15 protein-coding genes and 1 tRNA gene are annotated in these 18,105 nt (G+C 66.1%); 7 read left to right on the forward strand and 9 right to left on the reverse strand.

The genetic code is table 11. The annotated features are described in order from the left end of the window. Positions 1–64 precede the first annotated feature (64 nt). Complete coding sequence (locus ACM6LU_RS33745; protein ID WP_414941884.1) at positions 65–736, forward strand: fasciclin domain-containing protein; 672 nt, start codon at positions 65–67, stop codon at positions 734–736. Positions 737–807: 71 nt separating this feature from the next. On the opposite strand, the gene ACM6LU_RS33750 is transcribed toward ACM6LU_RS33745, so the two are convergent. The 6 genes from ACM6LU_RS33750 to ACM6LU_RS33775 all read right to left on the reverse strand — a co-directional run bounded on the left by ACM6LU_RS33750 (position 808) and on the right by ACM6LU_RS33775 (position 5,176). Continuing rightward, positions 808–1,113: a hypothetical protein gene (locus ACM6LU_RS33750; protein WP_414941885.1), complete on the reverse strand. Its 306-nt coding sequence runs from the start codon at positions 1,111–1,113 to the stop codon at positions 808–810. Beyond that, positions 1,110–1,511: an Asp23/Gls24 family envelope stress response protein gene (locus ACM6LU_RS33755; RefSeq protein ID WP_414941886.1), complete on the reverse strand. Its 402-nt coding sequence runs from the start codon at positions 1,509–1,511 to the stop codon at positions 1,110–1,112. The genes ACM6LU_RS33750 and ACM6LU_RS33755 overlap by 4 nt, the downstream gene beginning before the upstream one ends. Beyond that, positions 1,501–2,067, reverse strand: coding sequence for an Asp23/Gls24 family envelope stress response protein (locus tag ACM6LU_RS33760; protein WP_414941887.1), 567 nt, complete (start codon positions 2,065–2,067; stop codon positions 1,501–1,503). The genes ACM6LU_RS33755 and ACM6LU_RS33760 overlap by 11 nt, the downstream gene beginning before the upstream one ends. Then, on the reverse strand, positions 2,058–2,639 hold the full coding sequence (locus ACM6LU_RS33765; protein ID WP_414941888.1) for an RNA polymerase sigma factor: 582 nt from the start codon (positions 2,637–2,639) through the stop codon (positions 2,058–2,060). Before ACM6LU_RS33765 ends, ACM6LU_RS33760 begins: the two co-directional genes overlap by 10 nt. A gap of 154 nt (positions 2,640–2,793) precedes the next feature. Beyond that, positions 2,794–3,972, reverse strand: a complete 1,179-nt coding sequence (locus ACM6LU_RS33770) for an FAD-dependent monooxygenase (RefSeq protein ID WP_414941889.1) — start codon at positions 3,970–3,972, stop codon at positions 2,794–2,796. A 58-nt stretch (positions 3,973–4,030) separates the two neighbouring features. Next, positions 4,031–5,176, reverse strand: a complete 1,146-nt coding sequence (locus tag ACM6LU_RS33775; protein ID WP_414941890.1) for a CaiB/BaiF CoA transferase family protein — start codon at positions 5,174–5,176, stop codon at positions 4,031–4,033. Between the two features lie 74 nt (positions 5,177–5,250). On the opposite strand from ACM6LU_RS33775, the gene ACM6LU_RS33780 reads away from it, so the two are divergent. From ACM6LU_RS33780 to ACM6LU_RS33800, 5 genes are all read left to right on the forward strand, one after another. Beyond that, positions 5,251–5,565, forward strand: coding sequence for a TetR/AcrR family transcriptional regulator C-terminal domain-containing protein (locus ACM6LU_RS33780; RefSeq protein ID WP_414941891.1), 315 nt, complete (start codon positions 5,251–5,253; stop codon positions 5,563–5,565). A 75-nt stretch (positions 5,566–5,640) separates the two neighbouring features. Beyond that, positions 5,641–6,738, forward strand: a complete 1,098-nt coding sequence (locus tag ACM6LU_RS33785; protein ID WP_414941892.1) for an alanine dehydrogenase — start codon at positions 5,641–5,643, stop codon at positions 6,736–6,738. A 55-nt stretch (positions 6,739–6,793) separates the two neighbouring features. Then, a complete protein-coding gene (locus ACM6LU_RS33790; RefSeq protein ID WP_414941893.1) occupies positions 6,794–6,919 on the forward strand; it encodes a hypothetical protein in 126 nt (41 codons plus the stop codon). 19 nt (positions 6,920–6,938) lie between these two features. Continuing rightward, complete coding sequence (locus ACM6LU_RS33795; protein ID WP_414941895.1) at positions 6,939–7,364, forward strand: hypothetical protein; 426 nt, start codon at positions 6,939–6,941, stop codon at positions 7,362–7,364. A gap of 138 nt (positions 7,365–7,502) precedes the next feature. Beyond that, positions 7,503–7,576 (forward strand) — tRNA-Ile (locus ACM6LU_RS33800). 706 nt (positions 7,577–8,282) lie between these two features. Here ACM6LU_RS33800 and ACM6LU_RS33805 read toward each other — a convergent pair. The 3 genes from ACM6LU_RS33805 to ACM6LU_RS33815 all read right to left on the reverse strand — a co-directional run bounded on the left by ACM6LU_RS33805 (position 8,283) and on the right by ACM6LU_RS33815 (position 12,680). Beyond that, entirely contained in the window at positions 8,283–10,034 is a 1,752-nt protein-coding gene (locus ACM6LU_RS33805; RefSeq protein ID WP_414941896.1) for an arabinofuranosyltransferase, read from the reverse strand. Positions 10,035–10,206: 172 nt separating this feature from the next. Then, the gene (locus ACM6LU_RS33810) at positions 10,207–12,057 is read right to left on the reverse strand and encodes an FG-GAP-like repeat-containing protein (protein WP_414941897.1); all 1,851 of its coding nucleotides are present in this window, start codon (positions 12,055–12,057) and stop codon (positions 10,207–10,209) included. Positions 12,058–12,194: 137 nt separating this feature from the next. Further along, on the reverse strand, positions 12,195–12,680 hold the full coding sequence (locus ACM6LU_RS33815; protein WP_414941898.1) for a hypothetical protein: 486 nt from the start codon (positions 12,678–12,680) through the stop codon (positions 12,195–12,197). 361 nt (positions 12,681–13,041) lie between these two features. Between ACM6LU_RS33815 and ACM6LU_RS33820 the strand changes: the two genes are divergently transcribed. Continuing rightward, on the forward strand, positions 13,042–16,956 hold the full coding sequence (locus ACM6LU_RS33820) for a hypothetical protein (protein ID WP_414941899.1): 3,915 nt from the start codon (positions 13,042–13,044) through the stop codon (positions 16,954–16,956). Positions 16,957–18,105: the final 1,149 nt, after the last annotated feature.

An 18,105-nucleotide genomic window follows, 5' to 3' on the forward strand; every position in this document is an offset into this window, starting at 1 on the left:
ATCCGACTTCGCAGCGGTTCCGAATACCCGGTAAGAGTCCGAAAAACAAATGGAGTGATTTTCCGTGAGCAAGCTTCGTGTCGCAGGAATCGGTTTCACCGCGGTCGCCGCGCTGGCCCTGACCGCCTGCAGTGGTAGTGACAGCGCTTCGTCCGGCAGTTCCAGCAGCGCCCCTGCCCCGTCCCCGTCGATGTCCGCCCCGATGTCCAGCGCCGCTTCCGGCGAGGGTGTCACCACCAACGCCGACGTGTTCGGTCCGGCGTGTTCGCAGCTGCCGCAGGGCAGTGAGGCCGGTTCGCTGGACTCGATGGGCCCGCAGCCGGTCGCCAGCGCCGCGTCGACCAACCCGTTGCTGACCAAGCTGGTCGCCGCGGTCAAGGCCACCAATCTGGTGGACACCCTCAACAGCCAGCAGGCCATCACCGTGTTCGCCCCCGCGGACCCGGCCTTCGCCGCCTTGGGTGACGCGAAGTTCAACGAGCTGGCCGGCAAGCCCGCCGAGCTGGCCCCGATCCTGCAGTACCACGTCGTCGGCAAGCGCTACGACGCCAAGGGCCTGGAGTCGGCCAAGACGCTGGAGAGCCTGAACACCGCGGGCGGCCCGCTCAAGATCGAGGGCACCGGCGACGCCATGACCGTCAACGGCGCCAAGATCCTCTGCGGCAACATCCCCACCAAGAACGCCACCGTGTTCGTCATCGACAAGGTGATGACCCCCGGCACCAACAAGAACTGAGCCCCCACGCCATGATCGCGGTGACCACACCCTCGGGTGTGGTCACCGCGATCATCGTTGTGTCAAGGAAATCAGGGCACGAGGGCGGCGGCGTCCACATCGGTCACGACAAGGCGCAGACTCGCGTTCTCCCAAGCTGTCCCGGTCAGCACGGCACGCAGGACGGCACCGGCGGTCTCCGTCAGCGGCGGGATCGGGACCTCCAGCGCGACGACGCGGATTTCGACGACGTCCTCGGTGATGTCGACGGCCATGACGTCGAGGTCCCACGGCACCGCGGAGGCCGCGGCCGTCGTGGACGGCGTCGCCGCACGCAGCCCCGGGATGTCGCGGAGCGCGCTGAGCAGCGACGCGGTCAGTTCGGAACGTGCGGTCACAACAGCCCTCCGCGGATTTCGATGTCCAAAATGGACACCGAGACGGCCGAGGGCGTGAGCCCGGTCGCCTCGGTGACCGCCCGGCTGACGGCACGCTGCACCGCCTGCGCGGTCGCGGCGGCCTGGTCCAGGCCGGAGAGCGAGAGATCGATCTCCACCCGCACGTCGGGCGGATCGTGTTCGACGAACGCGCGGACCCCTTCGGTCGGCGCCGGTTCGAGACCCTTGATCCGCTGCCGCGCGATCCGGGTCAGCGAACCGGCCAGCCCGCGCAGCCCGGGTTCCAGGCGTACCACGCCGGGGACCTTCGCCGCGGCATGCGCGGCGACCGCCGCGACCACCGGCGGGGCGATCACCGTTTCGACCAGTTGCCCGGCCGGCGCCTGTTCACGCGTCATAGAGGTCCTCCACCACCAGATCCAGCCGAGCCAGCCGGAGGCCGACGCGGGCACCCGCGGCCGCGGTGACCCGTTCCCGAACGACGTTCAGGGAGTCGCCCTCGAAATCGTGTGCGATCGCGAGGTGCAATTCCACATCCACGGCCAGCGCGTCGATGTCTTCCACCGATCGATGGACCCGGCAGTGCCGCGCGCGGACGCCGTCGACGGAGTCCGCGGCGAACCGCAGTACCGCGGCGACCGCCTGGTCGCTCACCTGGACCTCGCCCGGTTCGGGGCTGGACAGGGGCACCAGATCACGGCGCCGTACCTCGGCGCGGACCGCGGCCATGATCCGGCTCGTGAGATCCGCCGACGGCCCGGCGTCGTCTTCGGCCAGCTCCGTGGTCAGCCCGCGCAGCACCCGGAGGCTCTCGCGGGTCGCCCGGCAGTGCGGGCAGCCGAGTTCGTGCGCGTCCGCCCGGCCGGCGTCGACCTCGTCGAGCCGTTCCCAGACCTGTTCCACATCACGGCCGCACGGCAGCAGGTAGTCCTGGGTCGCGTGATTCATCGCCATGGCGCCATCACCTCCGCCAACTGTGCTCGTGCTCGTGCGATGCGTCCGCGCACCGCGGTGGTGGTCGCCCCGATCGCCTTCGCGATCTCCTCGTAGGAGCGGCCGTGGACCTCGCGCAACAGCCAGCAGGCTCGCTGCTCGCCGGTCAGCTGGTCCAGAGCCGCGGTCAGCGCCGTCATCTGCGCGCTCGTCTCGGCCGCGCGATCCGGACGGCCGACCGGGCCCTCGGATTCCCGCAGGTCCAGTTCGACGTCGGCCACCGGTTTCCTCGCGCGGATCACGTTGAGGCACCGGTTGGTCGTCGTCCGGTAGAGCCAGCCGACGAACGCCGCGTCCTCCTGCAACTGGTCGAGCCGTCGCCAGGCGGTGAGGAACACCTCCTGGACCACGTCCTCGGCGTCGCCCTTGTTCGCCAGCATCCGCAGCGCCAGCCGGTACATCGGCCCCTGGAAGCGCAGGACGAGCTGCTCGTACGCGCGGATCTCGCCGTCACGGGCCCGCGCCACGAGCGTGGCGTCGTCCAGCACCGTTTCCCCGGCCGCGGGCGCGTCCTCTCTCGCTGACGTCGTCATCCAGCGCACCTGTGCAGTGACGCCATCCGAAGCTCCCTTCACGCCACCTTCGTCGGGTGACTCCCGTAAGACACGTCTTCCCCGGAAACGTCACGCGGAAAACCCTGTCCAGCCGACCACGGCCCGGTGGCGTGCGCACGCCGAAGCCGGGTGGTCACGCTCGGTGGGTGAGCGCGGGGTAGTCGTCCAGGGTGATGTCGGTGGCGAACTTGTCGGTCACCCACAGCAGCCAGCGCAGCATGAACGGGCGCCGGAACATCTGGTTGCGCAGGCTCATCCGCAGCTTCGTCGGCGGGGCGAGGAACGGGCCCGCGTTGGCGCTGCGCGCGATCTTGGCGTAGCCGCTGAACTTCTCCTCGTACCGCCGGAAGGCCACCTCGTGGTCGCCGTCCGCCGCGGCGAGCTCACCCGCGATGACGTAGGCGGCAACGACGGCGAGGCCGGTGCCGAAGCCGCTCAAGGTGTTGCCGTAGGCCGAATCGCCGAGGAGCGCGACGCGACCGGTGGAGTAGCCGTCCATCGTGACGCGGCTGATCGAGTCCAGGTAGACGTCGTCCGACCGCTTCACCGCCTCCATCAGTTCGGGCAGCCGCCAGCCGCCGTCGGCGAACGCGTCGGCGAGGATCTTCTTCTGCTGCTCGGCGTCGTACCGGTCGTAGGCGATTTCGGGGGAGGCGAACACGAAGAACGCGGCCGCTTTGGGGCCGCCGGTGGCGGCGAGGCGGCCGGGCTCGTTGTACATGATCGAGGTGCCGCCGGGGCCGCGGAAGTCGTCGGTCTCCCCGGTCTCGACCAGGGCGTAGTAGTGGCCGAGGTGCTTCACGTAGTCGGCCTCCGGGCCGAACGCCAGCCGTCGCACGGTGGAGTGGATGCCGTCCGCGCCGAAGACGAGGTCGAACCGTCGCGGCGCGCCCCGTTCGAACGTGACGTCGACACCGTCGGCCGTCTCGGTGAGCGACGTGAGCGAGTCGCCGAAGACGTACTCGCAGTCCTGGGCGGTCTGTTCGTGGAGGATCGCGGACAGGTCGCCGCGCCGGATCTCGACGTCGCCGCCGGTGAACTCGCCGGGCAGCACGGCGAGCGGGCGTTCCGTGGCGTCGATGATGGTCTGGTCGTGTCCACCGGTCTGGCGCCGGTGCACCTCGTCGAGGATGCCCATCCGCTCCAGCACGGCGCGGTGGGTGGCGCCCTTGAAGTCGACCGCTTGGCCACCGGTACGGAGTCCGGCTGACCGTTCGACCACGGTGACCGCGTAGCCCTGGCGGGAAAGCCAGAAGGCGAGCGCGGGTCCGGCGATGCTGGCACCGGAGATGAGGACTGTCCTGTTCGTCATGGCCGGAAGCTTCGCGGCCGTCGTTGACGAAGCGCTGACAGTCCGCTGACCGTCGCTGTCAGCTCCAACGGGGCAGGGGAAGGGTGAGCTGCCCAGGGTCGTCCGGCGGTGCGGTCTCGTAGCGGGGCGGCGTCGCCGACAGGCCGATCGGGTTGCGGGTCAGCCGCACGGAAGTGCCGTCGGGCCGGGGGAGATCGACCGTCGGGTTCAGGCCGAGCCGGTCCGCGAGGGCGAACGCGCCCGCGACGTCGTTGACCTCGCCGGCGGGAACTCCGGCCGCGCTCAGCTCGGCCGCCCATGCGGCGGCCGGACGTCGGCCCAGGTGCTCTTCCAGTAGCTCGCGCAGTTCGTCACGGTGCTCGACCCGCGCCGGGTTGGTCGCGAACCTGACCTGGTCCGGGAGTTCCGGCAGTCCGATGACCCCGCACAACGCCGCGAACTGCCGGTCGTTGCCGACGGCGAGCGCGATCTCGTGATCGGCGCACGGCACGAGTTCGTAGGGGGCGATGCTGGGATGCCGGTTGCCCATCCGCGCCGGGACCGCCCCGCCGGAGGTGTACGCGCTGCCCTGGTTGACCAGCGCGGCGAGCAGGCTGGACAGCAGGTCGATCTCGACACGCTGGCCCTCGCCGGTCCGGTCGCGGTGGCGCAGGGCGGCGAGGATCCCGACGCTCGCGAACAACCCGGCCAGCACGTCGACGAGCGCGACGCCGACCTTCTGCGGTTCGCCGGCGGGGTCGCCGGTGATGCTCATCAGCCCGCCGACGGCCTGGATGAGCAGGTCGTAACCGGGCAGCGCCGCGCCCCCGCCGGAGCCGAAACCCGTGACGGAGCAATAGACCAGCCCGGCATTCGCCGCCCGCAGGGGCTCCGGGCCGAGGCCGAGGCGGTCCATCACGCCGGGCCGGAAGTTCTCGACCACGACGTCGGCTTCCAGCGCGAGCGCGCGGGCCTTGGCGAGATCGTCCGGATCGCCGAGGTCCAGCGCCACACTCGTCTTGTTCCGGTTCACCGACTGGAAGTACGTCGCCTGGCCGGACGCGTCATACGGCGGTCCCCAGCTGCGGGTGTCGTCGCCCGTGCCCGGCCGCTCGACCTTGACCACCGTCGCGCCGAGATCGGCGAGGAGCATCGTGGCGAACGGGCCGGCGAGCACCCGCGAAAAGTCGAGGACGCGCAGCGGGCCGAGGGCGGTGTCGGACATAGCCTGACCCTAAAGGGCGGCAAAGGCGGCAAGGGCGGCAGGCGGAGACACTCGGCGACGCGCTGGGCGAGCCGGTGCGGTTCACCGATCCGTCGCTCTCGTGGCGGGATCGCGTCCGGGCGTTCGCCCTCGAACTGCGGTCAAAACTGCGTGCCCATCCCGGCTTGGTGTACCTGATGCTCGGTCACCCGCTCGACGGGCCGAACGCACGCGCGGTCGCCGGGACCCTGCTGCCGATCCTCGCCGAGACGGGCCTCGCGACCGGGTTCTCAACGGACTCGCCGCGCTGGTCTGACCGTGCTCCGACCCAGGCCGAACAGGCCCGGATGGGGCCGAGGACGAAATGCTCTCGCCCCTTGCGTTTACGCTGGTCCCGGTCTTGTGCTTAGACTGTGGTCTAGCTAAGGGGCCCACGTGGACCAGCTCACTCTCGGCGTCGTTTCCCGCTCGCGCAAAGAAAACGAGTGGCGGCTTCCGATCCATCCGCGCCACCTCGAACGGATCGACCCCGAACTCCGGAAGTACATCTACCTCGAACACGGCTACGGCGAACGCTTCGGCATCCCGGACGAGGACCTGGTGCTGCTCGTCGCCGCCTGCGGCCGAGGGAATGGCTCATCGCGGAATGCGACATCATCCTCCTGGCCAAACCGCTCGCGGACGATCTGGCCGAACGCCGGCCGGGACAGATCCTGTGGGGCTGGCCGCACTGCGTCCAGGACGACAAGCTCACCCAGCTGGCCATCGACCGGAAGCTGACGCTCGTCGCCTTCGAAGCGATGAACCACTGGCGGGGCGACGGTTCGTTCGGCTTGCACGTCCTTCACAAGAACAACGAACTGGCGGGCTATTGCTCGGTGCTGCACGCGTTGCAGCTGATCGGCTCGACCGGCGACTACGGCCGTCGTCTCCGCGCCGTCGTGATCGGCTTCGGGGCGACCGCGCGGGGTTCGGTGACGGCGCTGAACGCCCACGGGATCCATGACGTGCACGTGCTCACCCATCGCGGCGTCACCGCGGTCGGTTCGCCGATCCACTCCGCGAACATCGTGCACCTCGACCACGATCTGAACGGCCCGGCCGATCTCCGCCGCAGCCACGCGATCACCGAGACCGGCCGCGTACCGCTGGCGGACTTCCTCGTGGGGCACGATGTCGTCGTCAACTGCGTGCTGCAGGACCCCAAGGCCCCGTTGACGTTCCTCGATGAGGAGGATCTCGCCGGGTTCCGGCCCGGAAGTCTCGTCGTCGACGTTTCCTGTGACGAGGCAATGGGTTTCAGCTGGGCGAGGCCGACGACGTTCACCGAGCCGACCTTCCAGGTCGGCGGCGTCACCTACTACGCCGTCGACCACAGCCCGTCCTATCTCTGGGACTCGGCCACCTGGGAGATCAGCGGCGTGCTGCTGCCGCATCTGAAGCGGATGCTCGGCGGGCGATCCGCTTGGGCAGGCGACGAAACGTTCGAACGCGCCGTCGAGATCAGCGAGGGCACGATCCGGAACACCGACATCCTGTCGTTCCAGCGCCGCTCGCCGGAATACCCGCACGCGCGTCTGTGACTCCGGCTTGATGAGAAAGTTCTCATCGAGTCCTCATCGGCGGCTCACTCCCGCCGTGATCGCGGCCACCGAGGCCTCGCCGCCCGCCGTCGTCCCGCCCCGGTTGGCCGGGCACGACGACGACCCCGATGATGACCCTGATGACGGTGACGACCACTTCGACTTCGACCTCGACGACTGAGCGGGGCCGCCGCCGATGAGTGCCCGCGCCCGGATCCTCGCGTGGGTCCTGCTGGTCGTGCTGCTCGCCCTCGCCGGGTCCGCTGCTGGCGACCCGGACCGTGCTGCACAACCAGCTGGACCAGCGGCTCGACAACGAGATCGCGCACGAGACCGGCAAACTTCGGGCGTTCCTCGCGTCTCCGGACGCCCGCCCGGCAGGGCGGCCCGCCACCGTCGAGGCGGTCCTCGGCCGTCACCTGGAACGGAACCTGCCTGAAAAGTACGAGACGTTCTTCTCCGGTCGTCGACGGCATCGCGTCGAGGCGCAGTGCCATCGAGCCACCGGTCCGGCTCGACACGGACCCGAAGTTCGCCGGCGAGCTGTCCCGCGTCACGAGCCCGGTGTACGGCACGGCGCTCGGCGTTGGTCCTTGCAACCTAGACGAGCGGACACCGTCCTGTGACGGAAACCAGCTGTTCGGCCTAGGCGATCGTGGCAGGTGAGCGTTGTGATAACTTGGAGCGAACTGGGACTTCTGTGCGTTAGCAAACCCGCTGGCCGGGCTGGGGCGACTCTTGCAGAGGTATCAGGACACCCCTTGGGGCCGGTAGCTCAGTTGGTTAGAGCAGGGGACTCATAATCCCTTGGCCGTCGGTTCGAGCCCGACCCGGCCCACAACATCAACATCGTCGCCGACCTGCGGGAATGGTGGTCCTTCGGCGGCATTTTCGCCTTGGCGTTGATCGTGGCTGGGCTCCGTTATGTCTCCGTTTGCTCCGGTGTGCTCAGAGGTGGAGGAGTGTTCTGCGGTGCCGGTTGGTGGCGTAGCAGCCTTTCTGTTTCCTCGTCACAACCGCTGCGGTAGGGACCTGCGGTAGTGGACGCGTGCGTTGCTTGTCGATACCTGCTCACGAAGTGGTCAGCTCTGGATTGTTGTCGTTGCAGGAGGCGCGCCTGACGCCTTCGCCTGCGACTGTGGGTAGTCGGCTTCGACAGTGCGTGTTGTCTCGTGGGAATCTCTGAGTCGCTTAGATGACAGCTTTCTGATCTGCGAGAACAGCAATTCTGACCCCCTCACTGCCAGTGAGGTGCTGGTGGGCCTCTGACCTGCGGTTATTGGGAAACCGCAGGTCGGTAGATGTGATTGGCTACCCTTATCCGCCGTTCGGCGCTGTTGGCTGCGATTCTGACTGCCACCGTGCCCCAGGTTTGCCCCAGGGAAATTCGTGTGAATTCGTGGTGCTGTGCCAGTGCGGTCGATCAGCCATGTGGATACGTCGGATGCGCACGCTCCTACGCTGGCAGCAGGAGCGTGCGTTCGCCGATGGGTAATGAACTCGGGATGGGGGCATTTCACAACCTGCAGCCCGGCGAGCCACTGTCATCCGCAGGTCTGTGCGTTCGCGGGGTTGCGGTCGAAGCGCAGTCGGCTTCGGCCGACCGCGTGGATCAGATTCTCCCAGAACCGTTCGAAGGTCAGCGGTGCGCGGACGGAGTCGAGCATCTCGTGGTTGTGCGGACATGCCAGTGTTTTCCGGATCGCGTCGAGGTTGTCCTGTTTGTACTGGCCTCGTGCCGCCAGCTCCTCGGTCGTCCCGTCGGCGAGGCCGGCGACTTCCCAGTTGGAGCCGGCGAATTTGCTGTGGCCGATCCGCCGTCCCGGGATGGTGGTGCTGTGTGCCGCGACGGGGTTGGCGAGTCCGATCGGGTCGTGCACCCACGCGTCGAGTTGCAGCAGCATGCCGGGGCCGCCGATGTTGAAGTAGGTGAGTACGTCACGGCCGTTCGCCGAGGGATACGCGACCCAGCCCGTCGACGGCGCATACACATGGACGGCCGGGAGCTGTTGCGCGGCAAGCTGCTTATGCGCGTCGTCGGCCATCTCTACGAACAACCGGAAGTCACCCGCCAGGATCGGATACTCGGTCCCGCTGGCCGCGACGTAGGCGGCACGCTCGTCGGCGATGACCTCACGCTCGTCGATCGGCTCCTCCAGACCGGCATACGGGGTTCGCAGCCAGCCGCCGGCAACCACGGCCCAGGCGGCGGCCGCGACGACCGGCACGAAGGTCAGCTTGGTCACCCGGATCGCCATCACCGGAAGCAGCAAGCAGAACGTCGCTGGAAGCAGCATCCGCCCGTGCATGAAGTCCCCGCCGACCCGGATGACATATGCCGCCAGCAGGACGGCTCCCACCAGTGGCACGGTCACCAGCACCACCATTCGGCGGTTCACGGACCTTCGCCACACCAACGCCAGTCCGGCGAGCAGGCACGCGGCGACCGGGATCCACAGAAGGTACGGATCGGTGAAGTCGCCGAAGTAGGCCCATCCGCTGTCCCACAACGCCTCGGAGGCTTCCTTCACCAGTGCCGTGTTCGGGGTGATCAGACCGTAGTAGCCCATCCGGAACAACTGATACAGCACCGGCAGCACGGCCGCAGCGGCCAGCGGAACCACAATGTGGCGCCAGCCTCGCCAGGTGAGCACCAGCAACCCGGCCATGGCGACCACGCTGAACAAAGCGAGGTCCGGGCGAACGAGCGGACCCAGCCCGATGACCACCGCGGTCGACCACATCGGCCCGAACGGCTGCTCGGTACCACGCCGCACCAGGAGCCACCACGTTCCGCCGAGCCACAGGCTGATCAGCCCGGTCTCCAGGCCTGAGGTGGCGAAGTCACGAAACGGCGGCAGCGCCAAGACGACCAGCGCACCCGCGGGAAACACGAAGGTGGACGTGGCAGGCCCGGCCAGCCGCCGGGCGCCGTCGAGCGCCAAAAGCAAGCCACCTGCTGAGAACAACAGCCCGACGATCACCGCGATCCACTCGAGGCTGACGCCGGGGATCCAGCCGACCAGCACGAGCACCGCCGTCCACAGCGTGCTGGTGTTGGCCTCAACCCGCTCCCCGATGTTGAAGACCGGACCGTTGCCCACCAGGATCTGCCGGACCGTCCGCAGCACGATCAGCCCGTCATCACTCATCCAGCGCCGCTGCCAGGCCAGCACCACGAAACCCACGACAGTGGCCGCGATCGCGACCCAGTTCCACGCCCGGACACGGCCCCGAACGCGAATTTCGCCGGGTCTGTCAGGCGTGGATACGGATTCAGCGGTAACTGTGCTCAACTGATTCTCCAGGTAACTGAAAGACGAACAATCACCCAGATTTCTGTGACGCGACAACACTGTCCGTGACTGGGCAAGATCTGTAAACGATCTTGCCTCACTCTATCGTGCCCCCGAAAAGGACCGGTGCCGGGCAGGGGCGGTGATGCCCTTCCCGGCACCGGCCGGCTATTCAGAATCCGAGTGCGAACGCCCTTGGTGCAGTGACCTCTTCGCCGAAGGCGAAATCGCCATGCCACAGAACGGACGCACCCACGAACTGCGTCCCGTCGGACGCCCCGACATACACGTCCCCTCTCGTGCCACGCGTGTAGGTGAGGATGTCGGCCTTGCCGTCGCCGGTGAAGTCGCCGATCGCGGGCAATTCGTTCCCGTACGCGAAGTTTCCGTGCCATTTCACGGAATTCCCGACAAACCTCACACCGTTCGAAATCGCCACATAGACTGAGGCCGCCGTCCCACGGGTGAAGACCGCGATGTCGTCCTTACCGTCACCATCGAAATCGCCCGACGCCGGGATCTCGTCACCGAACGCGAAATCTCCGTGCCACTGCAGAGAGTCACCGACGAACTTGCCACCGTCCGAGAACGCGACAAACACGTCGCCCGCCGTCCCACGGGTGAAGGTGGCGATGTCATCCTTGCCGTCACCGTCGAAATCGCCGACCACAGGCACTTCCGCGCCGCCGGCGAACCGTCCGTGCCACTTCACCCCGTTGCCTACGAACTTCTTGCCGTCCGACAACGCCACATAGACCGAAGCCGTCGTCCCACGCGTGAAGACCGCGATGTCGTCCTTGCCGTCACCGTCGAAGTCACCGACCGCGGGAATCTCCTCGCCGAACGCGAAATCGCCGTGCCACTGCTGCGAGTCGCCGACGAACTTGCCTCCGTCGGACAGCGCCACATACACATCACCCAGCGTTCCCCGAGTGAAGGTCACGATGTCCGTTTTGCCGTCCCCATCGAAGTCACCGGCGAGCGGTACCTCGTTGTTCGTCGCGAATCGCTCGTGCCATTTGACCGAATTGCCCACGAACTTGGACCCGTCGGACACGGCCGCGTAGACGTCCGCCGTGGCGCCTCGGGTGAAGACGGCGATGTCGTCCTTGCCGTCACCGGAGAAGTCACTCACGGTGGGAATCGGCGTGGTCGCCGAAACAACGCTGGACACCAACTCCGTCCCATTGGCCAACGTCGTGACGACCCGGTAGTACCAGGTCTTCTTGGCGGGCAGCGACTTGTGCGTAAAGCTGGTCCCCGTCGTCGAGCCGATGCGACGAGCTTCAGCCACCGGAACTGACGGCTCCTCTCCCGCGTAGATCCGGTACGTCAACTGCCCCTGCCCCGATACCGGAGCCCATTTGACCGTGATCGCGTGGTCGACCGCCTTGGCCGTCGCGACGAACGTCTGCTGCCGGATCCACTCAGCGAGATCGTCAGTGCGCGTAGCCGTCGTGCCCTGCTGCGTCTCGGACACGGCGAGACACCCGTGTTGCCAGGAAGTGCTCACCACACCGGCCAGCTCCGCGCGGCCGGATACCTCCCGGAACACCGCTCCCCCGGCGTCTCCCTTGCAGGCGTCCGCACCGTTGTCACCGGTGAGCGGGAACTCTGCCGCGGTCGGAGCACCGACGGCGAACAACGCCGAGTGCAGTTTGTCGGGCACCCACTCGGTCGCCGTGCGGCCATAACCCGCCAACCGCAGCTTCTCGCCACTCGCGGCGGCGGCGCCCACGGAAACCGGTGTGATGTCGGTGATCGTCGTGTCGAGCCGCGCGAGCATCACGGCCCGGCTGGGATGGACCACCAGGTTCGTCACCTTGGCGACCACCCCGGCGGTACCAGCGAGATTGGTCCGGCCCACCGTGACCGTGGTCGGCTTGACCGGTACACCGCCCTGCGGATTGCCGGCGAAACAGGACGCCGATGTGATGATCCATTCGGGTGTCACCAGTGCCCCGCTGCAGGCCGCGCCCTCCATGTTGACCTTGGCGGCGAAGCTGTAGCTCCCGTCCACCACCGGAGCACCAACGGTAACGGCGTTTGCGGTCGCGCCAGTCAGCAGACCAGCCAAAACCAGCGTTGCGGACAGCATTGACAAGCCAGCCGCTCTCGAGCGTTGCATCAAGATTTCCCCTCAGATCACTATGGCAGCGGTCAGCCGACCACGTCGAGTTCGAGCAGCGTGGTCGGCTGGTTGTCCGGGCTTGCGCCGACACCGACCGGTGTGTTGCCGCTGGGATTCACGTCGACGACCGTGCGCTGACCGGCATCGGTCGTGAGCTCGGCTTTCGCCTTGTGCCCCGACCCGGCAACCAGGCCGTCACCTCGGATTTCGAACACTGCGGGAATCTTCAACTCCAGATGCCCCGGAACACCGAGGACTTTGAAGCAGACTTGCCCGTTCTGCCCTACGGATTCCGTAGTACGAACCCGGATCAAGCCGATGTTTCCGTTGGCAGGAGTCGCGCAGTCCGCGAACACGATGTGACCATCACCGGAGACCAGCACGACTCCATACTGGGCGAGGATGCCATCGGCGCCCGGGTACGCGAAGTCTTCTACCACCGATTTCGGGCCATCAGCCTCGACTTGCCTCGGAAAAGTGACAGCACCGGCAGCCCAGCCACCGATTGCTGTCATTGCAAATACTGTGGCGAGAATGAGCAAAAGCTTCCGCCTGAGAAGCACGGCGTTCAACCCCCATTCGATCGAGTACGTGCGGACACAGTGCCGCCAAGGGGTATCGGCGGCCAGGCTTGACCATTACCCACTTTTGACGTGATCCACAACACACTTTGCCGCCTAGGAGCGGCCAGTAATCTGCCACTCAGACGCGCAAGCGGAGACGAGTGCGCCGAAAAGCTAACAAAAGGGGGGAATATGGCAATCGAAATTGATTCTCCGCCTCTTCACTCGTGACAGTGTCAACGTTGTCAACTCACAGAAAGTCGAATATTTGACAATGAGATACAGGCGAAGGCAAAGAGCCAGTCTGATTGCATTGCTGATCACCGCACTTCTAGCACATCTCTGTGTCGCCCCGGCCGCAGGCGCTCCCGACGACGGGGCAACACCGGAAGCTACAGTCTCAGTTCAACAGAACTTGAGTTCACGCGCCAAGGTATTGATTCTTTGGCAAAGCGGCGGCAGTCAGGTCAAGGCGGAAGCAGAAAAGGCCCTGCACGGCTCCGATGCCGAGGTTGAGGCGTTCCTTAACGACAATCTTGATCGACTCTCCGGACTGGATGACCGGATTGCGGTCAACCAGATCCTCGCGGCTGGCGGCCCGGCGGTAAAGAGCGCGGCGCAGAAGGCGTTGGATGCGGACGCGTCCGCGCTTCGCGCCTTTCTGAACACGGGATTGTCTGCCGCCTCGAACACTGACCTGCGGATTCGCGTCAACCAGATCCTCGCGGCCGGCGGGCCCGAGGTGAAGAAGGCAGCACAGAAAGCGCTTGACGCCGGTACGGCTGAAGCGCTGAACGAATTTCTGCGTGTTACATCCGTACGTGCCGAAACGAATGACCTACGGATTCGGGTCAACCAGATCCTCTCGGCAGGCGGCCCGGCGGTCAAAGCCGCGGCACAGACCGCGTTGGACCGTGACAACGTTGATGCTCTCCGGTTGTTCATCGTGCGTGAGTGGGAAGTAGCCGAAGCGCGCGATCAAGAAACGGCCGGTATCGCTGAGCTGGTCGCCTCGGCCAAGGTCGCGGGGCGGCAGGCAGCGGAAGAAACGCAGGCTGCGAAAGATTCCGCCGAGAAGGCTCTCGCGGAAGCGGATCTGGCGCGTCAGGCGACCGAACTCGCGCAGCGAGCGGCCGAAGCGGCCAAGGACAACGCCGCAGGCGCCGCGGTCGCGGCAGGACAAGCCGCGGATGCGGCCAACCGCGCCGCGAGCGCGGCGGTCAGCGCGATCGGGGCGGCCAACGCGGCATCAGCGGCAGCCCGCATCGCGGCGAACGCGGCCACACGAGCGGCAGCGGCAGCGGTCAAGGCGGGAAGATCCTCGTCGACCGCGTGGCACTTCGCAGCGGCCGCCCGCACGGACCGGGGACGTGCTGGCGATGCCAGCAAGGCCTCGATCGATGCCGCTGACGCCTCACGAAACGCACAGCAGGCCGTTCAGGCACTCGACCTCGCCCAAACAGCCCTGGGGAAAGCGAAGGAGGCCGTCGACGCGGCCGGTTCAGCAGGGCAGAACGCTACCAAGTCGGCCGACGCGGCAAAGGAGTCCGCACGCTGGGCACGTAGCGCGGGTGCCGACGCGTCCAAGGCCGAAGCCGCAGCAGCGGAATCCCGCCGGCAAGCGGATCGAGCCAACCGCGCAGCCGCATCCGCACGGGCCTACACGGTCGAGGCCGCCGCAGCGGCATTGGTCGCGCGGGATCTGGCATCCCGGGCCGCATTCGACGCAAGCATCGCCGCAGCGGCTGCCGAGGAAGCCGCTGCCCATGCTGGTGAAGCCGAGAACGCCGCCCGGCTCGCCACCGAGCACGCGAATGCGGCCAGCGCAGCAGCCCAGACAACCATCGATGCCGCAGCCCAGGCCAAACGGCTCTACGACGCCGCGCGCAAAGCCGACGGCGAACGGATCACCCTCCTCGCGGAACAGGCCACCGAGTCCGCCCGGACAGCGGCCGCCACGCATGACCGCCTGGGACTGACCCGAAAGTGGAACGCCGCTCAAGAAGAGCAGCGTGACACCGAGACCAAGCAGCTCCTGCAGGCGGCCAGCGCGCCAGATGCCGACCCCGCCCTGGTAGCGACCAACGGGCGCAAGGTCGCGCTGCGCCTGGTGACCGTTGGGGGTTCCTGGACGAAAGCCGCCGCGGAAGGCGCGCTCGCTGGCACCGAGCCGGAAGTCCGGGAATACATCAAGGCAGGTCTCGCGCGGGCTGCCGCACTTGATGACCGGGACACGATCCGTGAGCTGATCGCGGACGGCTCTCCTGCCAAGAAAGAAGCGGGCGAGCGGGCCCTGGCAGGCACCGACGAGGACGTGAAACGGTTCCTGGCGTCACCTACCTACGCTGGTCAGGATGCCGAGTACCGGATCATCGTCAACCAGGCCCTGGCCGCCGCTCGTCAGCGTGGCGACGCCACGGTCGCCGCCGCCGCACAGAAGGCACTAGACAGCCAGGACATCGCGGCGTACCGGCAGTTCCTCGACACCGGGCAGAACATCGCCCGCGAGAGCGACGATCGGATCGCTCTCAATCAGCTCATCGCCAATCCGGCGACCGGCCGAGAAGTGCGGATGCTGTCCCAAGCCGTGCTGGACGGCTCACCCGATCTCATCCGTGTCTATCGTGAAAGCGGTCAGTATGTCGCCGCCCGCCACGACCGAGAGGCAGCCGCACACCAAGCCGCGGTCGCCGGGATGGTGGCGGAGATCACCTCGGTCGCGGCCACCGCCTCGCAAAACGCCGAGACCGCCCAAGCTGTCGCGGCCACAGCACGAAACGCCGCGGCCGAAGCCACCGACCACGCGAACCGCGCCAAAGGCTTCGCCGACGACGCACTCGGCCATGCGCAACGGGCGCGAGAATCCGCCAAGCAAGCGGAGGAATCCGCTCGCCAGGCCGCTCAATCGGCAGCCGTGGCACAACAAGCCGCGACCCGCGCCTCACAATCCTCGGTAAGCGCGACCCGATCAGCGATCTCTGCCAGGGGCTCAGCCAACATCGCGTTCCGCCACGCACGAAGCGCCGAGAGTGCCGCGCGTGCCGCATACCAGGCGGCAAAGGACGCAGGTGCTGATGCCAACGCCGCCGTCGCCGCCGCTAACGATGCCCGCAAGAAGGCGATCGACCGGGCGAACACGGAGATCGCCGACGCCCGGGCAAAGTTCGAGGCCGAAGCCAAGAAGGCATGTGAAGCCGTACCAGCCGGCCCGGACCACGACGACTGCATCAACCGGGCAAAGCGGATGGTCGCCGACCCCAAGGGCGAATCCGAACGCAACGTCGCGATCTGCAACCAATTCAAAGGACACAGCGAAGAAGCATTCAACAACTGCCTGAAAGGCGCCTATAACCCCGCTCTCACATATGTGATCAACAAGGCGATCGCCGATGCACAAGACGAGGCGGACACCGAGCAATTCTGGATCACCGCCGGCGTCATCGTCGCCACCGTCGCGCTCGTCGCCGTCGGGTTGTACTGCGCCGAGGTCTGCACCGCACCAATGATCGCCGGGCTAGCCGGCCTGGAAGCAGGTTTCCTCGCCGAAGCCGCTGGCGCAGGGCTCCTCATCACCATCGGCGCCGACCTCGTTACCGGATTTGCAGCCGAAGCACTACTCGCCTCCCGGGTCGCCGCACTCAGCGACGCTGCCCTCCTCAGCGGTGTCGCAGTACGGACAGGCCTGGCGCAACTAGACCTGAGCTTTATTCGAAACGGGTTCAAGAACTGTGCCCGGACAGCCCTCCGAGCAACAACCGCGGCCGCCAACACTGAGCTTTGCCTAATTCCGGTCCAGTACGATAGATGGGGAAACGAACTGGCAGACAAAGCTTACAGGTTTCGGGAGGCCGTAGCTAGTATGCGCCCGATCGTTAATGTCGCCGTAGCGAAGCTTCCTGGCTGGGTCGATCCGGTGTTCAAGGATGAGTACGTCAGAGCTTATAGTGGCAAAGGCACGCCGTGGGGCAACAGTATTCACTCCGAGGATCGGATCTTCCGAATAGTCAAGGATGCCAACTTTAAGCTCCCGGATGGGCGAACGCTCCAGCCGAGCGATATCACGGATATCTTCACTGAAAGATCACCTTGCAAAAAATGCACAGAACTCATCCTTGAGTCGGCACCTGGAGCAAACGTGCACTACTCCGTCACGTATCTTGGAAACTCCGATCTCGAAGCCGAGATCCTGTACGAGCTTCTCGACCTTCGCGCAAAAGGAGGCCGGTAATCGGGACGGAAACCCGCCCATCAAGCCGTCGGCAAAGCCCTGCTACGATCTGCCTCAATTTTCACCTACCAGACAAGGTTCAGAATGGTTAGCCCGTTTGAATTCTACAGAGAAGCACAACTAGCCGAAGATGCACTCTTTCGTGCACCTGAGGATGCCGTCACATCCTGGAGCAACCTGGCAGAAAACGTTAGAGATGAGCTGTCGCGGATGGGTTTTCCGGCTTCAATAACATCAGATCAGGACCTGGGCTCACCAAAGATTCCCGGAGCCCAAGTATCTGTCCACTGGGAATTTCCTTTCGGCGTGATCCTCGATTGGCGGGCGCCGCTGCAAGACTCAGATGAATACCGAAGCAGTGTGCGAAAAGGTGACACGCGAGATCGACTCTTCAGCTATGCAACACACTCCCGCAGAATAGTCGCCAAAGCGATGTGCGATGTGCTCAGCGAAGCTGGGTTCTCCACAATGATCGACCACGAAGAGGGTAACCGGTACCGTTACCGGGTCCTGGCCTCACCGGAACATGCGATGATCTAGCAGTCCACCAACTAGTTGCGCTGCCAGGAGCGTCGGATCGGCAGCGGACCTCGGCGACGGCGACCATGGCTAATCAAAACAGTCCACGGCCGCCGTCGCCGACTGCCCCGCCCCGGGTTTGATGGAGACATCGAACACTCGGAGGAATCGCAGTCATGGCGGCACCACGGAAGTACCCGGACGAGTCGCGGGAGCGGGCGACGCGCCTTGCGGTCGAGGCTTGGCCAGGATCCAGTGTCCGGCCGGTGGGCGATCAAGCGGATCGCCGATCAGTTGGGTGTGCACCCTGAGGATTTGTGGACGGATCGCCGAATCGTCCCGTAACCGCGGGCCCTGACGGGGCCTGGACGATCTGGAGATCGGACCGTCGAGTTACAACGACTGGTGCAACAAACCGGCGCCTGCACGGTGAACTCGGACACGTCCCGACCGCCAAGGAAGAGGCGCTACATGTGACGCCCCCGGGTCATCGCACCCCTGGAAACTAGGGCCTGTTTCAGAAGTGGGTCTTGTTTTGGGATGATCTTTGTATGGGGCGTGGTGACCTGACGAATGAGCAGTGGGCGAGGCTGGAACCGTTGCTGCCTGTGGGGAAGAAGCCGGGTCGTC

It is taken from the genome of Amycolatopsis sp. cmx-11-51, from assembly GCF_047608665.1.
Taxonomy (GTDB): Bacteria; Actinomycetota; Actinomycetes; order Mycobacteriales; family Pseudonocardiaceae; genus Amycolatopsis.